10 protein-coding genes and 1 pseudogene are annotated in these 23359 nt (G+C 73.1%); 6 read left to right on the top strand and 5 right to left on the bottom strand.

The features are described 5' to 3' along the window. The first annotated feature begins 19 nt into the window (after positions 1 to 19). The gene (locus tag IOD16_RS11000; protein ID WP_201439943.1) at positions 20 to 13330 is read left to right on the top strand and encodes a non-ribosomal peptide synthetase; all 13311 of its coding nucleotides are present in this window, start codon (positions 20 to 22) and stop codon (positions 13328 to 13330) included. Beyond that, positions 13327 to 13521: an MbtH family protein gene (locus IOD16_RS11005; protein ID WP_201439944.1), complete on the top strand. Its 195-nt coding sequence runs from the start codon at positions 13327 to 13329 to the stop codon at positions 13519 to 13521. The genes IOD16_RS11000 and IOD16_RS11005 overlap by 4 nt, the downstream gene beginning before the upstream one ends. A 1-nt stretch (position 13522) precedes the next feature. Here IOD16_RS11005 and IOD16_RS11010 read toward each other — a convergent pair whose 3' ends face one another. Next, positions 13523 to 18307 (bottom strand): NACHT domain-containing protein, encoded by a 4785-nt coding sequence (locus tag IOD16_RS11010; RefSeq protein WP_236595148.1) that lies wholly within the window; start codon positions 18305 to 18307, stop codon positions 13523 to 13525. On the opposite strand from IOD16_RS11010, the gene IOD16_RS40070 reads away from it, so the two are divergent. Further along, entirely contained in the window at positions 18278 to 18562 is a 285-nt protein-coding gene (locus IOD16_RS40070) for a hypothetical protein (protein WP_236595288.1), read from the top strand. The genes IOD16_RS11010 and IOD16_RS40070 overlap by 30 nt on opposite strands. A gap of 108 nt (positions 18563 to 18670) precedes the next feature. On the opposite strand, the pseudogene IOD16_RS41420 reads toward IOD16_RS40070, so the two are convergent. From IOD16_RS41420 to IOD16_RS11020, 3 genes and pseudogenes are all read right to left on the bottom strand, one after another. Then, positions 18671 to 18859 (bottom strand): annotated as a pseudogene (locus IOD16_RS41420) (helix-turn-helix domain-containing protein); the annotation flags it as partial. Positions 18860 to 19036: 177 nt separating this feature from the next. Then, complete coding sequence (locus IOD16_RS11015) at positions 19037 to 19426, bottom strand: DUF6191 domain-containing protein (RefSeq protein WP_236594892.1); 390 nt, start codon at positions 19424 to 19426, stop codon at positions 19037 to 19039. Positions 19427 to 19520: 94 nt separating this feature from the next. Next, the gene (locus tag IOD16_RS11020) at positions 19521 to 20093 is read right to left on the bottom strand and encodes a snapalysin family zinc-dependent metalloprotease (RefSeq protein ID WP_201439946.1); all 573 of its coding nucleotides are present in this window, start codon (positions 20091 to 20093) and stop codon (positions 19521 to 19523) included. 149 nt (positions 20094 to 20242) lie between these two features. Between IOD16_RS11020 and IOD16_RS11025 the strand changes: the two genes are divergently transcribed. Genes IOD16_RS11025 through IOD16_RS11035 form a run of 3 tightly spaced genes read left to right on the top strand, consistent with a single transcriptional unit; the run spans position 20243 to position 22544 of the window. Beyond that, entirely contained in the window at positions 20243 to 20728 is a 486-nt protein-coding gene (locus IOD16_RS11025) for a GNAT family N-acetyltransferase (protein WP_201439947.1), read from the top strand. 47 nt (positions 20729 to 20775) lie between these two features. Beyond that, positions 20776 to 21357, top strand: a complete 582-nt coding sequence (locus IOD16_RS11030; protein WP_201439948.1) for a PadR family transcriptional regulator — start codon at positions 20776 to 20778, stop codon at positions 21355 to 21357. Next, positions 21354 to 22544 (top strand): FAD-dependent oxidoreductase, encoded by a 1191-nt coding sequence (locus tag IOD16_RS11035; protein ID WP_201439949.1) that lies wholly within the window; start codon positions 21354 to 21356, stop codon positions 22542 to 22544. The genes IOD16_RS11030 and IOD16_RS11035 overlap by 4 nt, the downstream gene beginning before the upstream one ends. A gap of 180 nt (positions 22545 to 22724) precedes the next feature. Here IOD16_RS11035 and IOD16_RS11040 read toward each other — a convergent pair whose 3' ends face one another. After that, positions 22725 to 23291 carry a TetR/AcrR family transcriptional regulator gene (locus tag IOD16_RS11040; RefSeq protein ID WP_236594893.1) on the bottom strand — a complete coding sequence of 189 codons (567 nt, stop codon included), beginning with the start codon at positions 23289 to 23291 and terminating at the stop codon, positions 22725 to 22727. Between the last annotated feature and the right edge of the window lie 68 nt (positions 23292 to 23359).

A 23359-nucleotide genomic window follows, 5' to 3' on the forward strand; every position in this document is an offset into this window, starting at 1 on the left:
AGGAACGGGAAGGTTGACCATGGCGCTGCCCTTGACCGGTGCCCAGACCGGTGTCTGGTTGGCACAGCAGCTGGAGCCCGACAACCCCGTCTACAACGTGGCGTGGTACCTGGAGCTGCGCGGACCGGTCGACCACGACCGGCTGGAGGCGGCCGTCCGGCAGACCGTCGGCGAGACCGGCGCGCTGCACGTCCGGTTCACCGAGGACGGCCAGGTCCCGACGCCGCCGACCACCGACGTCACGCTCCGGTCGTTCGACGCGCTCGCCGACGCGCGGGCCTGGATGGACGACGACCTGGCGCGGCTGACCGACGTCTCGACCGGCCCGCTGTTCCACCACGCGCTGCTGCGCATCGCCGACGACCACGTGCTCTGGTACCAGCGCTACCACCACCTCGTGGTCGACGCCTACGGCTGCGTGCTGATCACGCGCCGGGCCGGTGAGCTGTACGAGGGCGCCACCGAGCCGCGGCCGAAACCCGTGCAGGCCCTCGTCGACGCCGACCTCGCCTACCGCGACTCGCCCGCCCGGGAGGCCGACCGGGCGTTCTGGCACGCGAAGATGGCCGACCACCCCGAACCGGTGCGGCTCGTGCCGCGGGCCGCCGGGCAGGTCCGCGAGGTCATCCGCCGCACCGTCGAGCTGCCGAACCCGTTGACCTCGCGGCAGGCCATCGCCGCCGTCGCCGCCTACACCCACCGGGTGACCGGCGCGTCGGACCTGGTGCTGGCCATGCCGGTGACCGGCCGGCGTGACCAGGTCAGCCGGGTCACGCCCGGCATGGCGTCCACCGTGCTGCCGCTGCGCGTCACCGTGCGGCCGGACAGCACCATCACCGGCTTGATCGCCGACGTCGACCGCGAGATCCGCGAGGTCGTCCCGCGCAGCGCCTACCGCGGCGAGGACCTGGCCCGCGAGCTCGGCCTGCGCGACGGCATCCCCGAGCTGGTCGGGCCGACGGTCAACTACCTGGGCTTCGGCCGGGAGATGGGCTTCGCCGACCTCGACCCCGCGTTCCACATGCTGTCGCTGGGCCCGGTCAACGACCTCACCACGTCCTTCCTGCGACGCGCCGACGGCCGGCTCGTCGTCACGTTCGAGGCGAACGCCGCCGTGTGCACGCCCGCGGAACTGGCCGACCACCAACGCCGCTTCCTGCGCGTCCTCGACGCCGACCCCGACCAGCCCGTGGCGCTGATCGACCTGGTCGACGACGCGGAACGCGCCCGCCTGCTGGACTTCGGCACGTCACCGCGCGAGGTGGACGAGGTGACGTGGCCGGGCGCCGTCGAACGCCAGGTCGCGCTGCGCCCCGACGCCGTCGCGGTCGTGTGCGAGGACGTGTCGCTGACCTACGCCGAGCTGAACGTCGCCGCGAACCGGCTGGCCCGCGCGCTCGTCGCCTCCGGGGTGCGGCCCGAGGACGTGGTGGGCGTGGCCCTGCCCCGGTCGGCCGACCTGGTCGTCACGCTGCTCGCGGTGATGAAGGCCGGCGCGGCCTACCTGCCGCTGGACCTCGACCACCCCCGTGACCGCGTCGACCACATGGTCGCCGACGCGGGCGCCAAGGTGGTCATCACGCCGGAGACCCGGTTCGAGCTGCCCGACGACGGCTCCGACCTGGGGCTGGACATCGCGCTGGACCAGGCCGCGTACGTGATCTACACGTCCGGCTCGACCGGCCGGCCCAAGGGCGTCGTCGTGACGCACGAGGGCATCGGCAGCCTCATCGCCACCGCGCTGGACCGGATCGGCATCACCCCGGACAGCCGGGTCGTGCAGTTCGCGTCCGTCGGCTTCGACGTGGCCGTGTGGGACCTGTGCATGTCGCTCGGCGTCGGCGGGCGCGCGGTCGTCGTGCCGTCGCACCGCCGGGTCGCGGGCGAGGCGCTGACCTCCTACATCGCCGAGCACCGCGCCACCCACATGATCCTGCCGCCGTCGCTGGTCGCCGCGCTGCCGCCGGAGTGCGAGCTGCCCGCCGGCGCGGTGCTGGTCGTGGGCACGGAGACCGTGCCGACCGAGCTGATCGCCCGCTGGTCGCGGCGGCTGCGGGTCGTCGCCGCGTACGGCCTCACCGAGGCCACGGTGAACTCCACGCTGTGGGCCGCCCGGCCGGACTGGACCGGTCCGGTGCCGATCGGCGTGCCGGACCCCAACACCCGCTGCTACGTGCTCGACTCGGCGTTGCGGCCGGTGCCGGTGGGCGTCGAGGGCGAGCTGTACGTCGGCGGGCGCGGGCTCGCGCGGGGCTACCGGGGACAGCCGGCGCTGACCGCGTTCCGGTTCGTGGCCGACCCGTTCGCCGGACCGGGCGCCCGCATGTACCGGACGGGCGACCGGGCCCGGTGGCGCGCCGACGGCGCCCTCGACTTCCTGGGCCGGTCCGACGGCCAGGTGAAGATCCGGGGGTTCCGGATCGAGCCGGGCGAGGTCGAGAGCGTGCTCATGGCCCACCCGCGGATCGCGCAGGCCGCCGTGCTGGTGCGGGAGGACCACCGGCGGGTGAAGCGGCTCGTCGCGTACGTGGTCGGCACGGCCGCGCCGGTGGACGCGCGGGAGCACGTCGCCTCGGCGCTGCCGGAGTACATGGTGCCGTCCGCGGTGGTGCCGCTGCCCGGTCCGCTGCCGCTGACCCCGAACGGCAAGCTGGACCGCGCGGCCCTGCCGGAGCCGGACTGGGCCGCGCTCGCCGGTGACGCGCCGGCCACGAACCCGGTCGAGCAGACGCTGGTGGACCTCGTCGAGGCGGTGCTCGGGCTGACGCCCGGCATCCACGACAACTTCTTCGAGCTGGGCGGCGACAGCATCGTCACGATGCAGCTGGTGTCGCGGGCGCGTGCCGCGGGCCTGGAGCTCACGCCGCGCGAGGTGTTCGAGCACCGGACCGTGGCCGGGTTGGCGCGGGTGGCGCGCGAGGTGAGCGGCGGCGACGCCTCCCTCGACGGGTTCCCGTCGGACGTGCTGCCGGCGTCGCCGTTGCAGGAAGGCTTCTTCTTCCACGCGCAGTACGACACCGAGGACTCGTACGTGGTGCAGGAGGTGCTGGACCTGGCCGTCGGCCGGGACGCCGTGCAGGGCCTGCTGGACCGGCACCCGTTGCTGCGCGCGGGTTTCCGCCAGACCGACCGCGGGCGCGTGGAGCAGGTGATCGCCGAGGCGTCGACGCTGCCGTGGCGCGAGTACCCGGCCACCGACGACGTCGAGGCCGTGCTGGCGGCGGAACGCGCCGACCCCTTCGACCTGTCCCGCCCGCCGTTGGTGCGCGCGGCCCGGCACGGCGACCGGCTGGTGCTGACCCTGCACCACATCCTGCTGGACGGGTGGTCGGTCGGCCTGCTGCGGCGCGAGCTGGTCGGTGGCCGGGTCGAGCCGGTCGACCACCGGCGCTACTTCGCGTGGCTGGCGAGCCGTGACCGTGCCGCGGCGCACGAGGCCTGGCGCGCCGCTCTGTCCGATGTGGACGAGCCGACCCGGATCGCCGGGCTGTCCACACCCTCCTCCACGCGGCCGGGAATCGTCGGCCCCGGGCGGCAAAATAACAGCAGGGGACCCCTGGGAGGGGACGCCCGCGAAGCGCTGCCGTTGGCCGAGGTGTCGCCGAGGCACGGGCAGCACCGGGTCCGGTTGCCCGCCGAGCTCAGCGCGGCGCTCGCCGGTGAGGCGAGGAGGCGGGGCCTGACGCTCAGCACGGTCCTGCACGGGGCCTGGGGCCTGCTCCTCGGCGGCCTCACCGGACGGGCGGACGTCGTCTACGGCACCACCGTGGCGGGCCGGCCGGCGGAGGTGCCGGGCATCGAGCACGCGGTCGGGCTGTTCATCAACACCGTCCCCGTCCGCCAGCGCTGGCGGGGGGACGACAGCCTCGCCACCACCTTCCAGCACCTGCAGAGCGAGCAGGCGCGGCTGCTGGAGCACCAGCACCTCGGCCTCGCCGAGATCCAGCGCGTCACCGGGCACGGCGAGCTGTTCGACACCCTCGTCGTGGTCGAGAACTTCCCGGACGTGGTCGACGACGTCGAGATCCGCGACCAGGTGCACTACCCGCTGGCCCTGATCGCGCTGCCCGGCGAACGCCTCGAACTGCGCCTCAAGCACCGCCTCCCGGACGCCGAGGTGGCCGCCCTCGCCCAACGGCTGGTCCGCCTGCTGACCGCGTTCGCCACCACGCCCGACCGGGCGGTGGCGAGCCTCGACCTCGTCTCCGACACCGAGACCGAGTGGCTGGCCCGGCTCAACGCGACCACCGCCGACGTGCCGGAGGGCACGCTGGTCAGCCGGATCGCCGCCCAGACCGCCCGCACCCCCGACGCCGTCGCGGTCGTCTGCGACGACGTCACCCTCACCTACGCCGAACTGGACCGGCGCGCCACCTCGCTGGCCCGCACGCTCCTCGGCCACCGCGTCGTCGGCGTCGCCGTGCCGAGGTCCGCCGAGCTGCTGGTGGCGCTGCTGGCCGTGCTCAAGTCCGGCGCCGCCTACCTGCCCCTCGACCTCGACTACCCGGCCGAGCGCGTCGAGTTCATGCTCGCCGACTCCGGCGCCACCGCCGTCGTCCGGCCCGAGGACTGCGCCGACACCGACACCGACACCGACACCCCGCCGGCCGACCTCCCCGCGCCCCACCCGGACCAGCCCGCCTACCTGATCTACACCTCCGGCTCGACCGGGCGGCCCAAGGGCGTCGTCGTCACGCACCGCGCGATCGTCAACCGGCTGGCGTGGATGCAGCACGAGTACGGCCTCACCGCCGACGACCGCGTGCTGCAGAAGACGCCGTCCAGCTTCGACGTCTCGGTGTGGGAGTTCTTCTGGGCGCTGTGCGAGGGCGCGGCCGTCGTGCTCGCCAAGCCGGACGGCCACCGCGACCCCGCCTACCTCGCCGACCTGATCCGCCGCGAGCGCGTCACCACGCTGCACTTCGTGCCGTCCATGCTGGCCGCGTTCCTCGGCGTCCCCGAGGTGCGCGAGGACAGGTCGTGGTCGGCGAGCCTGCGCCGCGCGTTCAGCAGCGGCGAGGCGTTGACCGGCGACGTGGCCGGCCGGTGGCTCGAGCTGACCGCCGTGCCGCTGCACAACCTGTACGGCCCCACCGAGGCCGCCGTCGACGTCACCTACTTCGAGTACGACGCCGCGCCGCACCCGTCCGTGCCGATCGGCCGCCCGGTCTGGAACACGCGGCTGCACGTGCTCGACCCGTTCCTGCGGCCCGTGCCGGTGAACGTGCCCGGCGAGCTGTACCTGGCGGGCGTCCAGCTCGCCCTCGGCTACCACGGCCGCTTCGCGCTCACCGCCGAGCGGTTCGTGGCCGACCCGTTCGGCGCGCCCGGCGAACGCATGTACCGCACGGGCGACCTGGTGGTGCGCCGCCCGGACGGCGTGCTCGTCTACCTCGGCCGCACCGACCGGCAGGTCAAGGTGCGCGGCAACCGGATCGAGCCGGGCGAGGTCGAGTCGGCGCTCGCCGGGCAGCCCGGTGTGCGTCGGGCCGCGGTCGTCGTCCGCGGCGACCAGCTCCTCGGCTACGTGACGCCGGCCGACGTCGACCTCGACGCGGTGCGCGCCGGTGTCGCCGCCGCCCTGCCCGCCGCGATGGTCCCGCACGCGGTCGTGGCGCTGCCCGACTTCCCGCTCACCCCCAGCGGCAAGCTCGACCAGGCCGCGCTGCCCTCGCCGACCCCCGTGAAGACCGGGCGACGCGCGCCCGGGACCGACCGGGAACGCCTGCTGTGCGAGGTGTTCGCCGACGTGCTCGGCCTGGCCGACCTCGGGGTCGACGACGACTTCTTCGTGCTCGGCGGCGACAGCATCACGTCCATCGCGGTGTCCAGCCGGGCGCGCGGACTCGGCATCGGGATCAGCCCCCGCGACGTGTTCGAGCACCGCACGGTCGCCGCGCTGGCCGCCGTCGAGACGACCGCGGACACCGCCGCCGACGCGCCGCTGCTCGTGCTGACCGACGAACAGCGCGCCGCCCTGCCCGAGGCGGAGGACGTGTGGCCGCTCTCGCCGTTGCAGGAAGGCCTGTACTTCCACTCCAGCTACGACACCGGCGCGCTCGACGTCTACCTCTCCCAGGAGACGATGGACTTCGCGGGCCGGCTCGACGTCGACCGGCTGCGCCGCGCGGGCGCCGCGCTGCTGGCCCGCAACCCGAGCCTGCGCGCCGGGTTCACCAGCGACGGCGTGCCCGTCCCGGTGCAGTTCATCGCGGCCGGCCCGGAGATCCCGCTGCGCGTGGTCGACGCCGACGACGCCGAGGTGCCGGAACTGCTGGCCGCCGACCGGCGCGAGCGGTTCGACCTGGCCGCGCCGCCCCTGTGCCGGTTCCTGGTGCTGCGGCTGCCCGACGGCCGCGACCGGCTCGTCATCACCCACCACCTGATCCTCTGGGACGGCTGGTCGGCGTGGCTGTTCCTGGAGCAGCTGCTGGAGCTGTACCGCGACCTCGACGCCCAGCTCCCGCCGCCCGGCACCTACCGCGACTACCTGGCGTGGCTGGCCCGGCAGGACCACGACGCGGCGCTGCGGGCGTGGCGCACCGCGTTGTCCGGCCTGCGCGAACCGACCCTCGTCGCGCCCGTCGACCGGTCGCGCGAGCCGGTCATCCCGGCCGAGTCCCACCAGGAGCTGGACGAGGAGCTGACCGACCGCGTCCGCGCGCAGGCCCGGCGGCACGGCCTGACCGCGAACGCCGTGTTCAACGCCGCGTGGGCGATGGTGCTGGCGAGCCAGGTCGGCCGGGACGACGTGGTGTTCGGCACCGCCGTCGCGGGCCGACCGGTCGAGGTCGACGGCGTCGAGCACGTCATCGGCATGTTCCTCAACACCATCCCCACCCGCATCGCGCTCGACCCCCGCGAGACCGTGCTGGAGCTGCTGCGGCGCGTGCAGGCCGAGCGGACCGCGCTCATGTCCTACGAGCACGTCGGCCTCGGCGAGATCCAGCAGGAGGCCGGGCACCGGCAGCTGTTCGACACGCTGTTCGTGCTGCGCACCGGCGACGGCGCCGACCGCCAGGACGAGTTCGCGTCCCGGCACGGCGTGCTCGACGTGTCCAACGTGGACGGCACGCACTTCCCGCTGACGCTCATCATCACGCCCGGCGCGCGCACCCGCGTCACGCTCGCGTCCCGACCGGACGTCTTCGCCGCCGACACCGCCGAAGCGCTGCTCACCCGGTACACCACCGTGCTGCGCCGCCTGGTGGACGCGCCGGACGCGCTGATCGGCGCCCTCGACGTGCTGCCCGACCACGAGCGGCGCGCGCTGGAGGCCGAGTGGGACGCCGGCGCCAACCCCGTGGTCCCCGAGACCGTCGCCGACCTGCTCGCCGCGCAGTCGCGCCGCACGCCGGACGCCACCGCGCTCGTGTTCGGCGACCAGCGGCTGACCTACGCGCAGTTGCAGGACCGGATCGACACCCTGGCCCGGCTGCTGATCAGCCTCGGCGCGGGGCCGGAACGCGTGGTCGCGCTCGCGCTGCCGCGCACCACCGAGATGGTGGTGGCGTTGTTCGCGGTGCTCCGCACCGGTGCCGCCTACCTGCCGCTGGACCTCGACCACCCGGCCGACCGGCTGCTGCTGATGATCGAGGACACCGAGCCGCTGTGCGTGCTCTCGACCACCGCGGTCGGGCTGGTGCCGGACGCGGTGTGCGTGGACGACCTGCCCGACGGGCCGGACCACGTCGAGTGGCCGGTGTTCTCGCCGGACCACCCGGCGTACGTGATCTACACGTCCGGCTCGACCGGCCGGCCGAAGGGCGTCGTCACGCCCTACCGGGGCCTGACGAACATGCAGCTCAACCACCAGCAGGCGATCTTCGCGCCCGCCGTCGCGGCCGCCGGCGGCCGTCGGCTGCGCATCGCGCACACCGTGTCGTTCGCGTTCGACATGTCGTGGGAAGAGCTGCTGTGGCTGGTCGAGGGCCACGAGGTGCACGTGTGCGACGAGGAGCTGCGCCGGGACGCGGCGGCCCTGGTCGCGTACTGCGACGAGCACCTCGTCGACGTGGTCAACGTGACCCCGACCTACGCCCAGCTGCTCATCGAGGAGGGCCTGCTGGAGGGCCACGTGCCCGCGCTGGTGCTGCTCGGCGGCGAGGCCGTGCCCGAGTCGGTGTGGCAGCGGCTGCGCGAGACGCCCGGCACGTACGGCTACAACCTGTACGGGCCGACCGAGTACACGATCAACACGCTGGGCGCGTCCACGGAGGACAGCTGGACGGCGACCGTCGGCAAGGCGATCTGGAACACCCGGGCGTACGTGCTGGACGCCCGCCTGCGGCCGGCGCCGCCCGGCTCGCCCGGCGAGCTCTACGTCGCGGGCGTCGGCCTGGCCCGCGGCTACCACGACCGGTTCGGGCTCACCGCCGAGCGGTTCGTCGCCGACCCGTACGGCCCGCCCGGCACCCGCATGTACCGCACCGGCGACCTGGTGCGGGCGCGTGCCGACGGCAACCTCGACTTCCTCGGCCGCACCGACGACCAGGTCAAGATCCGCGGCTACCGGGTCGAGCTGGGCGAGGTCGAGTCCGCCCTGGCCGGCCTGCCGGGGGTGACGCACGCGGCGGTCGTCGTGGACGCCGGGCCGGGCGGGGTGAAGCGGCTGGTCGGGTACGTGGTGTCGGCGGTCGACCCGGCGGTGCTGCGGGAGGGCCTGAAGAACAGCCTGCCCGACTACATGGTGCCCGCCGCGATCATGCCCGTGGACGCGCTGCCCCTCACCGTGAACGGCAAGCTCGACGTGCGGGCGCTGCCCAAGCCGGTGATCTCCGGCGCGGCGTCGTCCCGGGCCGCCGCGACCCGCGAGGAGGAAGTGCTGTGCGGGCTGTTCGCCGACGTGCTCGGCGTGCCCGCGGTGGGCGTGGACGACGACTTCTTCGACCTCGGCGGCCACTCGCTGCTCGCCACCCGGTTGATCAGCCGGGCCCGGTCGGCGCTGGGCGTGGACCTGGCGATCCGCGACCTGTTCGACGCGCCCACGGTCGCCGAGCTGGCCCTGCGCGCCTGCGGCGGGTCGGCGAGGCCGCCGCTGGTGCCCGTGCGGCGGCCGGCCGAGCTGCCGCTGTCGTCGGCGCAGCAGCGGTTGTGGCTGATCCAGCAGATGGAGGGCACGTCCGCCGCCTACAACTTCCCGCTGGTGTTCACCTTGCACGGCCCGCTGGACGTGGCCGCGTTCACCGCCGCCGTCGGCGACGTGGTCGACCGGCACGAGGCGTTGCGGACGGTGTTCGGCGAGCACGAGGGCACGCCGTTCCAGCGAGTGCTGCACGACGTCACGCCCGTGGTGGTCGTGCGTCCGGCCGACGAGCACGAGGTGCCGGACATCGTGCGGGCCGAGGTCGAGCGGCCGTTCGACCTGCGCGCCGAGCTGCCGTTGCGGGTGACGATCGCGGAGTTGGCCCCCGAGCGGCACCTGATCGTCGTCCTGCTGCACCACATCACCACCGACGAGTGGTCCGACCGGCCGTTCCTGCGCGACCTCGCGACCGCGTACCGGGCGCGGCGGGCCGGTGCGGCGCCGGGGTGGGAGCCGCTGCCCGTGCAGTACGCGGACTACACCGTGTGGCAGCGCGACGTGCTGGACGTCGTCGGCGACGAGCAGTCGGACTTCTGGGCGCGGGCGTTGGCCGGCGCGCCGGAAGAGCTGGAGCTGCCCGTCGACCGCCCCCGCCCGGGACGGCCGACGTTCCGCGGCTCCGACGTGGAAGTCGTGTTCGAACCCGCGTCGGTCGACGCGCTGCGGGCGTTCGCGCAGACGTCCGGTGCGTCGATGTTCATGGTGTTGCAGGCCGCCGTCGCCGCCCTGCTCGGCCGGTTGGGCGCGGGTGACGACATCCCGCTGGGCGCGCCGATCGCGGGCCGCACCGACGAGGCGCTGGACGACCTGGTCGGCTTCTTCGTCAACACGCTCGTGCTGCGGGCCGACCTGTCCGGCGACCCGGGCTTCGCCGAGCTGGTCGCGCGGGTGAAGGAGACGTCGCTGGCCGCGTTCTCGCACCAGGACGTGCCGTTCGAGGCCGTGGTCGACCGGCTCAACCCGACCCGGTCGGCGGCGCGCAACCCGCTGTTCCAGGTGATGGTCGGCTACCACAGCCGGGGCGGCGACGACGGGTCGTTCGACGGCCTGCCGGTGACGTGGGTGGGCCACGAGACCACGACCGCGAAGTTCGACCTGGTGTTCAGCTTCACCGAGGTCGTCGACGGTCCGGTGGTGTGCCGGCTGGAGTACGCGACGGACCTGTTCGACCGGGAGACCGTCGAACGGCTCGGCGCGCGGCTGACCACGCTGGTCGACGCCGTGCTGGCCGCGCCGTCCACGCCGGTGAGCGCGGTGGACCTGCTCGCGCCCGACGAGCGGCGGCGCGTGGTGGACGAGTTCAACCGCACCGCGCGGGCGGTGCCGGAGGAGACGTTCACGACCATGTTCGCCCGGTGCGTCGCCGCGCGACCGGACGCGGTGGCCGTGGTCGACCGCAACCGCTCGGTCGACTACGCCTGGCTGGACGACCGGTCCGACCGGATCGCCCGGCTGCTCGCGGCCCGCGGTGTCGGCCACGAGTCGGTGGTGGGCATCGCGGTGCCCAAGTCGGCGGACATGGTCGCCGCGGTCGTCGCCACGCTGAAGCTCGGCGCGGCCTACCTGCCGCTGGACCTCTCGCACCCGGCCGACCGGGTCGCGTACATGGTCCAGGACTCCGGCGCGACGCTCGTCGTCACCACGCGGGCCGCTCCCGTGCCGGACGTCGCCGAGACCCTGTTCCTCGACTCCGACGCGGTGCGCGCCGAGCTGTCCGCCGAGTCGGACGCCCCGCCCGCGACCGGGCCCCGGTCGTTGGACTCGGCGATGTACGTGATCTACACGTCCGGCTCGACCGGCCGGCCCAAGGGTGTCGTGGTGCCGCACGAGGGCATCGCCAGCCTCGCCGCGACCGCTGTCGACCGGATGGGGCTCACCGAGGAGAGCCGGGTGCTGCAGTTCGCGTCCGTCGGCTTCGACGTGGCCGTGTTCGAGCTGACCATGGCGCTGTGCGTGGGCGGGCGGCTGGTGTTCGCGCCGGACGAGGCGCGCGTCGCCGGCCCGGAGCTGACCGACTTCCTGCGCGACCGGCGGATCACCCACATGATCCTGCCGCCGTCGCTGGTGTCCGCGCTGCCCGCCGACTGCGAGCTGCCCGAGGGCTCCACCGTCCTGGTCGGCACCGAGACCGTGCCACCGGACGTGATCGGGCGCTGGGCCGGCCGGCTCACCCTGCTCGCCGCCTACGGCCTCACCGAGGCCACCGTCAACTCCACCCTGTGGAAGGCCGTGCCGGAGTGGGACTCGGCCGTGCCGATCGGCGTCCCCGACCCCAACACCACCGTGTACGTGCTGGACGACCGGCTGCGGCCGGTGCCGCCCGGCGTCGTCGGCGAGCTGTACGTGTCCGGCCGGGGCCTGGCCCGCGGGTACACCGGGCAGTCCGCGCTGACCGCGTCCCGGTTCGTCGCCTCGCCGTTCGGCCCGCCCGGGGCCCGCATGTACCGCACGGGCGACCGCGCGCGCTGGCGCGCGGACGGCAACCTCGACTTCCTCGGCCGCGTCGACACCCAGGTCAAGATCCGGGGCTTCCGGATCGAGCTCGGCGAGGTCGAAGCCGCCCTGACCCGGCACCCGGCCGTGACGCAGGCGGCCGTGGTCGCCGACCGCACGGGCGAGGTGACCAGGCTCGTCGGGTACGTGGTCGGCTCGACCGAGGACGACCTGCGCGCCCTCGTCGCCGAACGGCTGCCCGAGTACATGGTCCCGGCGACGGTGGTCTTCCTGGACGGGCCGCTGCCGCTGACCCCGAACGGCAAGCTCGACCGACGGGCCCTGCCGCGACCCGACTGGTCCGCGCTGACCGGCGACGACCGGCCGGTGACACCGGAGCAGAAGGCGATCGCGGAGCTGTTCGCCGAACTGCTCGGCGTGTCGCCCGGCATCCACGACAACTTCTTCGCCCTCGGCGGCCACTCGATGGCGTCCATGCGGCTGGTCGGCAAGATCCGGTCGGTGTTCGGGGTCGACCTCGCGTTGCGCGACGTGTTCGACTCGCCCACCGTCGCCGGGCTGGCCGGGCGGCTGACCGGCGCCACGTCGTCCCGGCCGCCGCTGCGCCGCTTCGACCGGCCGCTGGACCTGCCGATGGCGCCCGTGCAGCGGGGACCGGTCGTCTGGGACCACGCGCTGGCGTTGCGGGCCACGACGCCGTTCGACGTGCCCGCCCTGGTCGAGGCGTACGCCGACGTCGTCGGTCGGCACGAGCCGCTGCGCACCGTGCTGGACGGCGGCGTGCAACGCGCCGTGCCGGTGCCGCCGCTGGAGGTCGAGCCGGTGGTGGCGCTGGACGAGGCACTGCCCGCGTTCGCCGCCGAGCCCGCGGAGCCGGGCCACCCGCCCGTGCGCGCCCGGCTGGCCGTGGACGCGTCCGGCGCGCAGGCGCTGCTGCTGACCATGAGCTACCTCGCCGTGGACGAGTGGTCGGTCGTGCCGCTGTTCCGCGACCTCCAGCACGCCTACGCGGCCCGCCGGCGCGGTGAAGCTCCACAGTGGACCGAACTGCCGGTGACCTACGCCGACTACGCGTTGTGGTCGGTGGACGTGGTGGAGTCGGTGGGGGAGCGGCAGCACGCGTTCTGGCGGGACGCGCTGCGCGACCTGCCCGACCTGGCGCTGCCCTACGCCGGCGAGCGGCGGCCCGGCCGCCACCCCGCCGCCGTGGTCCCGTTCGAGCTGCCCGCGTCGCTGCACGCGGCGATCGACCGACTGGCCACCCGGACCGGCACCAGCGTGTTCATGGTCGTGCAAGCCGCGGTGGCGGCGGCGCTGACCCCGTACGGCACCGACCTGCCGATCGGCACGATGGTCGCCGGGCGGACCGAGGAGGCGCTGGCCGACCTGGTCGGCTGCTTCTTCAACCGGGTCGTGCTGCGCACCGACACCGCCGGGCAGCCCAGCTACACCGAGCTGCTGGCCCGCGTCCGCGCCACCGACCTGGCCGCGTTCGACCACGCGGACGTGCCGGTGCCGGCCGAGCCGCAGGTCATGATCGTGCACCACGAGAAGGCGGTCCTGTCGACCCTGGAAGGCGGCACGGGCACGCTCGAAGCCGTCCCGACCGGCACGACACCCGCCGAGCTGACCGTCAGCTTCTACGAACCGCGGGACGACGGCCCGGTGCCGTGCTACCTCCTCTACGCGACCGACCTGTTCACCGAGGCCACCGCCCACCACCTGGCCGACGCGGTGCTGCGCCACCTGCACCGCGCGACAACCGACCCCGACCGGAGGATCCAACCGTGACCAACCCGTTCGAAGACCCCGAAGGCCGCTTCCACGTCCTGGTCAACCACGAGGGCCAGCACTCCCTGTGGCCGTCGTTCGCCGACATCCCCGCCGGCTGGACCAGCCGCTTCGGCCCCGACACCCGTGACGCCTGCGTCGCCTACGTGGAGGAGCACTGGACCGACCTGCGCCCCCTGTCGCTGCGTTGAGTCAGCGCCCCAGCAGGGCGTGGAGCAGCTGTCGTGCGTCGTCGCGGAACACCTCGCTCCACCGGGCGAGGTTCCGCGCGGCACGCACTCGGACGTGCTTCGGCACTTGCTCGTCGAAGGCCACCTCGCGGGCCGCGATGACGGCCGGCTCGCGGTGCTCCCGGTGGTTGGCGACGAGCGCTTCGGCACAACACAGCCGCACCGCTGGAGGGAGGTCGCGATCCCGGGTCATCGCGCGCAACGGGCGCGTGGCCTCCAACGGCGCGATGTCCGCGATGGCATTCAACGCGTGCAGCCTGTGCAGCGGGTTCTCCACCGCGCACAGCTCGCGCAGGATCGCCTGCACCTCTGGTCGCCTGCTCCGCGCCGCCTCCGCCAGCACTTCGGCCGCGCGGACCCGGCTGGTCGTCGGCAACGTGGTGTCCACGGCCATCGCGTGCGCGATCTTCGCGGCCTGGGCTCGGCCGGGCGCACCGAACCGCGCGAGATCCGATACGGCCGCGCACCGCAACGCCGGCCGTTGCGCGGTGTCGACCGCGATCGACCGGAGGATTTCGGCTCCCCTGGCGCGGTCCTCGGACCGGTAGTCGATCAACTTCGTGGCGGCCTGCCATCGAACGGCGGGAGCCATTCGTTCGTCGTCGCGGATCGCTCGGATGCCGTCCAACCCGTCCGCGTGACGGAGCAGGAACAACGCGTCGAGCCGCCATCGCAGGGAGGCCCGCTCGTCCGAGACGACCCGGCGCAGGAACTCCACCACGTCAGTTGGTGGCGCCCCCATGAGGTCGATGATCAGCCCGACGGCCCGGAACTTCACGTGCAGGGGGTCAGCGCCGCTCCCGATCACACCGCGCGCGTGGGCCAGCACTGCCCGTCGGTGCGGCGTGCCGCAGCTCGCCAACGCCCGCCAAGCGCGGAACCGGGTGCCGTGGTGCGGGGTCAAGCGGGTCAGCGCGTCGACCACCTCCGGTACGGACTGCCGCGCGGCGACCAACGCGACCGCCGCCGCGACGCGGTCGGCGGGTTTCCACTCGATTGCGGTCAACACGTCACGCGCGGCCGTGATCACCACGTCGGTCACCGACGCATCGGTGTACCGAGGAAGGCGTGCCGCGACCGGTGCTGCGGCATCCGTGACGAGTTCCGGCAGAATGGTGTTCCTCACCTGATCGGTTACCCGGTTGAGGGCTTTTCGCCTGGTGAAGGTAGACGCGCACGGGTGGTGCGCGACCGCGAGGTCGAGCTTGTTGATCTCGCTCTGGCGAAGGGCGTTGAGCTCGCGGAGCCACCGCACCAGCTCGACCTGCTCTTCCAGGGTCACCAGCGGCTGGACGAGCATCCGCTTCAGCGTCGCCACGCAGTCCTGCCACCGGGCCCGGTCAAGCCGGATCACGCAGCGGGCCGCTCGACCGCGCTCGTCGACCGGCGCGTCCCTGTCGTTCAGGACGCCTTCGAGATAGCCGATGGCATCCGCCTTCGGCGGTTCGAACCGCGCCAAGGTCATGAAGGCATCGCTGCGGTAGGAGAAGGGGAGGTGGACGTCGGCTGCCAGCCTGCGAAGTTCGCGGAGTGCCTCCGGATCGGGCTTCCCGTGCAAATCGATCACCAGTTCGGCAGCTGCCTGCTTCCTGCCGCAGTCGGAATCCTGGTTCAATCGGGCGACGGCGTCGGCCGTCACGTCGGCGCCCGAGTCCGCCAGTCGGAGCAAGTCGTACTTCCAGGACACAGCCGATGTGTGCGGGGAGACATCGGTGACGACATCGATCGCTTCGGCTACGTGACGGTGGTCGAGGTGGGCCAGCAAGGTCGCGGCCGTGGTGCGGGTGTCCGGTTCAATCGCCTGGTCCAGCATGAGGCCACGCACCAACGAGGCGGTCGATTCGTCGTGGTGGCCGAGTTCGATCAGCGTCTCCACCCCCGCGATGACGGCAGCGGCATCGGTGCTCGTGCCGACCACGTCACGGATGTGGTTCGCCAACCGGGCCCGCACCTTCGGAGCTGTTCCCAGCAATGTGCTTGCCAGCGTTTTCGTGGTGTGGGCCGAGTCGATCTCGCTGAGATCGATGACGGTGGTCACCAGGGGCGGGTGGAACCTGCGGTGTAACCCCGCGAGTTGGGCGCACGCCCGGTATCGGGTCAACCACGAGACTTTCGCGTCAGCGAGGATGTGGAGCAGTGTGCCGGCGGCCTGGTCGAGGTTGTCGGTGTTGATCGTCAAGAGATCGACGATGATTCTTGTGTATGCGTCTTCGTTGGTCATGGGTGTCAGAAGTTCGAGTTGTGCGTCGGCGGCCCGCTCCTCGTACCGGGCGTCGAGGGAGGCGAGCAACCGCCAAGCTTTGGAAGCGTCGGAGGGCCGGAGGTCACCGGCGAGGATGTCCAGCAGGTTCTCCACCACTTCGCCGTGGAAGTCCGGTCCCAGACGGCTCAACTCGCCGGCGACGTCGCACCGCAAGCTCTGGTCCGCGTCCGGGTCGGTGAGATGACGGCGAAGGCGGCTGATGGCACCCGTCCGGTGCGGTTCCCCGAACTCGGCCAGCTGACCGAAGGCCGCTCCGCGCTCATAGCCGGTCACCAACGGGTCGTCGGCGATGCGCAGCAGCTGGCGCGCTGCTTCCTCGTGGAACTCCGGACCGAGATCGGCGAGCGTCCGAACCGCCCAGTACACAGCGTTCTCGTTCACTTCGTGGTCGTTGATCGTCTCGCGCAAGACGATCGCGGCAGCGTGGAGGTCGTAGGCGTCAAGGTTGATCAGTGCTTTGAGCACGGTGTGCCGGTCCGAGTACGACACGTGCAATTCCGCCATCATGGTCCGCAGGCGCTCCGCAGCGGTGGTGCGGTGCTCCGGCCCGAGTTCAGCCAGCACTTCCGCTGCGGCGACACGCTGGAAGCGGGCGAGCCGCCTTCGCCCGATCAGCTCGACGAGGGCGGTGGCGGCGTGTTCCACGTGCTGTGCGCCCAGTGACGCGAGGGCGATCGCGGCGTCACGGCGTCCCATCATCGAAGCGACCGGATCGCGCAACACCGACAGGAAGACCTCGGCGCACCGGTCGTGGAACTCGACGCCGATCTCCACCAAGCCGGTCGCGATCTCGACCAGGTCGCTGTTCGGCATGAGGGGATCGTCGAGGAAGTCCGACAGGGCGGTCGTGGCGTCGGCGCGTCCCTCGGCGCTCAAGCTCGCGAGCACGACGGCGGCGGTGCGGCAGTCGGACATCTCGGCGTAAGGGGCGGCCAGCACGGCCCGCAGGCCGCGTGCAGCGGCACCGCGCTCCGAACTCCCGCACTGCGACAACGCCTCGGCGGCGGCGAGGCGGTCGGACACCGCGACAGCGGCATCATCGGTGACAGTGGTCAGGAGTGTGACGGCCTCCGCCGCGTGGGCCGCGCGCAGACGGGTGGCCAGGGCGGTGGCTGCCTCGATCCGGGACTGCCAGGGCGCGCGCTCGTCACGCATCAGGTCGAGCAGCCACGGGATCAGGGCGGGGTGGTGGGCGGCACGGCTCGCGTGGCGCAGCACCTCGGCGCCCAGGTGCTCACGGGTCAGCGCCCACGCCCTGGTCGTGGCCAGGAAGGCGTCCACGACCTCGGGACCGGCCGGGAGGTGCTGGGCGAGCAGCTTCGCCGCCAGGACGTGGTGGCGCGCGCCGCCGACGTGCAGCCACCGCACCACCTGATCGGCCTGGTCGGGGTGCAGGCGCGTGTAGTGCAGCAGCACGGCCCGCGAATGGCGGCCCTGATCACCTTGCAGAGCGGTGTGCAGCAGGGCCTTGAAGTCGTGGTGTCCGTCGCTGAAGGTGGCGGGCAGCTCGCGGGCCCGGGCGGTGGCGGCCAGGTGCTCGGCGAAGCTGTGGTGCAGGAATCGCAGGTCGTCGCCGCGTTTCACCAGCGGGCCCACGGCGGTGAGGAAGGTCGTCAGCTCGTCGGTCCACCCGACCCGCACGGGCAGGCGTTCGGAGACCCACGTGCGGGCGGCGGTCATCAGCGAGGTGTCGGTCTGGAGGCGGACGCGGCCCAGGTGTTCCAGCAGGTCGTCCCGCAGGTGGTCGAAGGGGCCGGGCACCGTCGGGTGCGCGGTGAGCAGGTAGTCGAGGTACGCCTTGTAGAGCTCGTACTGGTTGTCCGGCAGCGGTCGGTCGCCGAACTGCTCGAAGATGATCGCCGCGATGGTGGCCAACAGCGGCACGCGGACCAGCTCGTCCAGGTGTGCGGCCCGGAGCTGGCGGACGAAGCGGTCGGCCTCGGAACTGCCGTCGAACCAGTTGCGCGCGAACCGGCGCAGTGCTTCCTCGTCGAACGGTTGCAGCTCGTACCGGGCGGCGGACGCGCGCTGGAGCGGTGCGAGGATCGAGCCCTCGATCGGCCTGGTCGTGACCACGACGCGGTAGGGCGACCCCGGCGCGGCGCAAGCCTCCAGCACGTGCAGCAGGCGGCTCTGGTCGCTCGGGTCGGCGACCTCGTCCAAGCCGTCGATCAGCAGGAGCCACCGGCAGCCGGCCACCCGTTCGGACACCTGCGCCGTGCCGACCTCGGACCACAGCAGCGAACCGTAGTCGGCGGCGATGCTGTCCACCAGCGCCTTCGGGAACGGCAGGTCGAGGCGGGTGGCCAGCTCGCGAGCGGTGAGCCGCAGGGGGACCACCGGCTCGGTCAACGGCGCGGCGGCGTCGTCGCCTGACCACCGCGCGGCGATCTCACCCGCGAGCCGGAGCGAGAGCGTCGACTTGCCCTGCCCCGGGCCGCCGGTGACCAGGACGTGCTCGTCGTCGTCCAACGCCTGCTGCACCGTGCGGGCCGGCGGTCGGACGGTCAGCCGCGGCTTCGGGGCGGCCCGTTCGCGCAGCAGGCCGCGCTCGTCCAGCTCCGGCTCCGTGCGGTGCTGGTCGTCGTGCGCTTCCTCGGTCCCGGTTCCCAGTTCCTGGCGGACGTACACCGTGTCCAGCGACGGCTTGCGCGCGCCGGGCAGCCGGTACGGCAGGTCGCGGGCCGCGACTTCCTGCGCCCGCAGCAGCGAGCGCACCTCGGCGGGCAGGACGGGTAACGACGACCAGTCGTCGGGGGCCTCCGGCCGGCTCGACCTCTCGGCCCGGCGCCGCTGCTCGCGGCCCTCCCACGCCGCCTTCCACAGCTGGACCGCCCGTTCCCGGTCCATGGCCAGCGCGGTGACGAGCGCGTCCAGGACCTGCCGGCTCGGCAGGTAGCGGCCCCCGCACACCTCGGACACCTTGGTGCGGGACAGTCCCACGCGCTGCGCGACCCACTCCTGGGTGACGCGGGCGGCGGCGCGGTGCCGCTCGACCTCGGCGGCGAAGGCTCGTTCCTGCCCGGACGGCTCCACTCGTCACCCCTCGGCGTGTCCCCTGCGGTGTCCCGGAAACGTCCCTTCGCTGTCGGGACGTCCGCCGGGTGACCCACGCTAGTGGCAACCGGGATGACCGGACGGGTGGAAAGGGACGACATGACGGACGAGTTGTCGATCACCGCGATCATGTGGTTCTTCGGGTGCGCGGTCTCGTCAGGGCAGACGGTCCTGCTCGTCCTGCTGTGGCGCACCCTCCGCGTCTCCGCCTCGCCGGTCACCGTGAACGTCGTGGCCGGGACCGCGGCGGGCGTCGTGCAGGCGGGCAGCGTCGGACCGGGCTAGGCGCGCCACGCCGTGGTCGAGGTCGACCGCGTGCGGTGGTGCGGCTTGGGTGTCTTCTTCACGCATCACGGCCACGGAGTCGCGGTGGTCGAGCTCCATCCGCTTGGAGCCGTAGAACATCGCGGTGATCTCGTTGACGGTCGTCGTGGCCAGCGGTGTGCCTTTGCGCTTGCGGTGGCGTTGGCGCAGCAGCTCGTAGACGGCCACCCCGACGACCGACAACGTCCCGCCGGGGATGCTCCACGCCAACACCGTCTCCACCGCGTCCACACCTCCCGAACGGGCCGGGGAGCGGTGCGGTTCCCGGACCCCGCGGGGTGGCGCGGAGCCACCCCGCGGGGCGCCGTCACGCGGGTCAGTACACGTAGCACTCCGTGCTGCTGCCCGTGAAGCCCGCCGCACGCACGTCGGCCGGGGCGAACGAGCCGGCGAACCGGCGCTCGACCTCGGCGCGCTCGGCGGCGTTCGGCAGGTCGTTGCGGCACGACACCGGCGCGCTGGAGCCGGACATCAGGTCGGCGCACAGGCCGGTCCGCCGGTCCGGCAGGCCGAGGATGTGCCCGATCTCGTGGGTCGAGATCCGCGGCCGGTAGTAGCCCTGCTGCACGGCCTGGCGTCCCATGTAGACGGTGCCGTTGCCGAGCGACGACACGTACGCGCGGGGCCAGCCGTCGTCCGCCAGGATGCGGATGTTGACGCCCGAGGTGCTGGTCCGGCGGGCCAGCTTGACGTTGGACACCGAGTTGTTCCAGTTCGTCGCGGCGCGATCCCAGTCCGCGACGAACTCCTGGGCCTGGCTCACGTCGTAGTACAGGGTGCGCGCCAGGACCTGGGGTTCCGCCGACGCGCTCGGCGCGGCCACCGCGACCAGCGGCAGCAGCAGGCCCAGCACGCCGGCGAGGACGCCAACGGCCTTTCGTACGAGCATTGTGGTCTCCTTGGGGTACAGGGAAAGGGAGCCGTGTGACAGGGGAGGCTCCCGACACCCAACGAACCAGCCGTAGCCGTTCGTCACCAGCCCCATACGTAGGGTTGTGCGGCTGTGATCGGGTCCTTCGGCCGTGTGAAGCTGCGGCCATGACAGCCGAGACGACCGTTTCCCGGTGGCGTGACCAGGCGCTCGCGCCCCTCCTGCTCGCCTACCACCTGCGGACCGAGGCCGAGAAGGGCGTCGCCGTGTCCGCGGTCGGTGACCTGCCGCCGCGCTACCGGGCCGAGGTGCTCGACCCGCGGGCCGCGTTCGCCGCCGACACCGTGTGGGTGGCCGAGACCGGCGGGACCGCGGTGGGCTGCGTGGTGGCGTCCGCGTCGGCCGGCGGCTCGCTGGAGGTCAAGCGGCTGTGGGTGGACCCGGCCGGTCGGGGCAGGGGCACGGCGAAAGCGCTGGTCGGGGCGGTGCTCGGGCACGCCGCCGACACCGGTGCGGCCTCGGTGCGGCTGTCCGTGTGGCAGTGGCGGCAGGACGCCATCGGCCTCTACGAACGCCTCGGCTTCGTCCGGGTGGACTCCTGGGACGACCGGCCGGGCCTGGTGTGCATGACCCGGCCGACAACGAATAGTTGACGCTGACTAGTCGGTCCTGGATAGTTAGAGTCGACTAGGAGGTGGCGGTGGCGTCCAAGCGGAAGGTCGGCAACCTGCTCGGGCTGGCGGTGCTCGGCTATCTCGTCCGCGAGCCCCTGCACCCCTATGAGCTGAGCCGGCTCATGAGGGCGCACGGCGGCGACCGCAGCATCAAGTTCACCCACGGCTCGCTCTACATGGTGTTCGGGCAGCTCCAGAAGGCCGGCTTCATCGTGGAGCACGAGACGTCCCGGGAGGGGCAGCGGCCGGAGCGCACGGTCTACGCGTTGACCGACGCCGGTCGCGCCGAGCTGAAGGACTGGATGCGCGAGCTGGTCGCCGAGCCGGTGCACGAGCACCCGCGGTTCGTCGCGGCCCTGTCCATGATCGCGGCCCTGCACCCGGACGAGGTCGTCGCGCTCCTGCGCGACCGGCTCGACGGGCTGCGCCGGCAGGTGGACGAGGCCGAGGCGATCCTGGCCGGCGCCGACGCGCACCCGCTGTTCCTGGTCGAGGAGGAGTACCGCGTCGCGCTGCTGAACGCCGAGGTGGCGTTCGTCCGGCACTTCCTGGCGCGCATCGACGACTGGCGCCCGCTGTGGGCGGGCTTCCACGAGGGGGAACGATGAGGGCGACCGTGATCGGGGGCGGCATCGGCGGGCCCGTCGCCGCGATGGCCCTGCGCAAAGCGGGGATCGAGGCGACCGTGCACGAGCGGTACGACCGCACGGCCGACGGCTCGGGCGGCGCGCTGAGCATCGCGCCCAACGGGTTGCAGGCCTTGGCGGTGGTGGGGCTGGCCGACGCGGTGCGCGCGATCGGCACGCCGATGACCGCGATGGAGCTGCAGAGCTGGACGGGCCGGACGCTCGGCCGGTTCGGCAGCGAACCGCCGCAGCTGCTGGTGTGGCGCTACGACCTGTACCGCGTGCTGCGGGAGGAAGCGGCCCGGCGGGGGATCGCCGTCGAGCACGGCAAGGAGCTCGTCGCCGCCGAGGACCGCGGCACGCACGTCAAGGCGCGGTTCGCCGACGGTTCCGCGGTGGACTCCGACCTGCTGGTCGGCGCGGACGGCATCCGGTCGACCGTGCGGCGGATCATCGACCCGGGCGCGCCGGGCCCGCGCTACGCCGGTCTGCTCGGCTTCGGCGCGCGGCTGGCGCGCACCGGTGAGGCGTCCTCCGGCGGCGCGATGCGGCTCGTGTCGGGCAAGCGCGCGTTCTTCGGCTACCAGGTCGACGACGACGGCTCGGGCGGCTGGTTCGCCAACCTGCCCCGCAAGACCCCGCTGACCACGGCGCAAGCGCGGGCCACGAGCCCGCGGGAGTGGTTGGACGTGCTGGCCGAGGCCTTCGCCGCCGACCGCACGCCCGCCGCGGCCATGGTCGCCGCCACCGACCCGGCCGACCTCGTCGTGACGGGTGCGTTGGAGGACGTGCCCAGCGTGCCGAGGTGGAGCCGCGGTCGGCTGGTCCTGGTCGGCGACGCCGCGCACGCCACGTCGCCCAGCTCGGGCCAGGGCGCCTCGCTGGCGTTCGAGAGCGCCGTGCAGCTGGCCCGCTGCCTGCGGGACCTGCCGCACGACGAGGCGTTCCGGGCCTACGAGGCGCTGCGGCGGGGCCGGGTGGAGCGGATCATCGCCCAGGCCGCGCGGACGAACCGCGACAAGGCCGCCGGTCCCGTCGGCCGCCTGCTGCGGGACGCCCTGATGCCGCTGGCGTTCAAGTTCGTCGACCCGGCGAAGTTCACCTGGCAGTTCGACCACCGCATCGAGTGGGACGACACCCTCGGCCACGCCTGGGCGAGCACCGCGTAAGTCGAGGCGGTGGTCGTAGACGGACGAACGGGGCTCCCGGTGACCCGGGCGTCGGCGGACCCGAAGAGCGACGAGCGGCAGGTGCTCGGAGGGACCGGTTCCCGCACGGCGTCGGAGTCGGCGCCGCCCACGACTCCCGGCCCTCACCGCCGGGACCTGGCACAACCGCGCCACCGCCCGCTAGGGGAACAGGCTCAGCAGCAGGTCGAGGCGGGCCCGGCGGTGGGTCGGGCGCAGGCGGTGGCCGTGGTCGAGGGTGGCTTGGCCGTGCAGGGCGCTCCAGAACACCTCGATCCTGGTCTCCACGTCGTCGCCTGCCAGGGGTTCGACGACGGCCACGAACTCGCCGAACGCGGCCCGCAGCTCGGGCGGGGTGTCGCCGGAGCCGAACGACAGGTCGACCTCCCGCACGAACATGGCTTCGTACAACGCGGGCCGTTCGGCGGCGAAGTCCAGGTAGGCGCCCGCCAGCGCGCGCAGCGCCTGCCGGGGTGAGCGGTGGGCCGTGCGGGCGGCGCGCATGCGTTCGGTGATGTCGACGAAACCCTGCACGGCCACGGCGCGCACGATCGCGTCCTTGCCCTTGAAGTGGCTGTAGAGCACCGGCTGGCTGTACTCGACGCGCTCGGCCAGGCGGCGGGTGGTGACCGCGTCCCACCCCTCCGCCTCGGCCAGCTCCCTGGCCGCGTCGACGATCAGCCGGTGCCGCTCGGCGCGTTCGCGCTCACGGCGCTCCTGGATGGACACGCTCCCGATGCTAGCAACGCTAGACATTCGAGCGCACCTGGAGCTAGTGTCGCTCTTGTCCCTAGCAC

Source organism: Saccharothrix sp. 6-C, from assembly GCF_016695385.1.
GTDB lineage: Bacteria > Actinomycetota > Actinomycetes > Mycobacteriales > Pseudonocardiaceae > Actinosynnema > Actinosynnema texasense.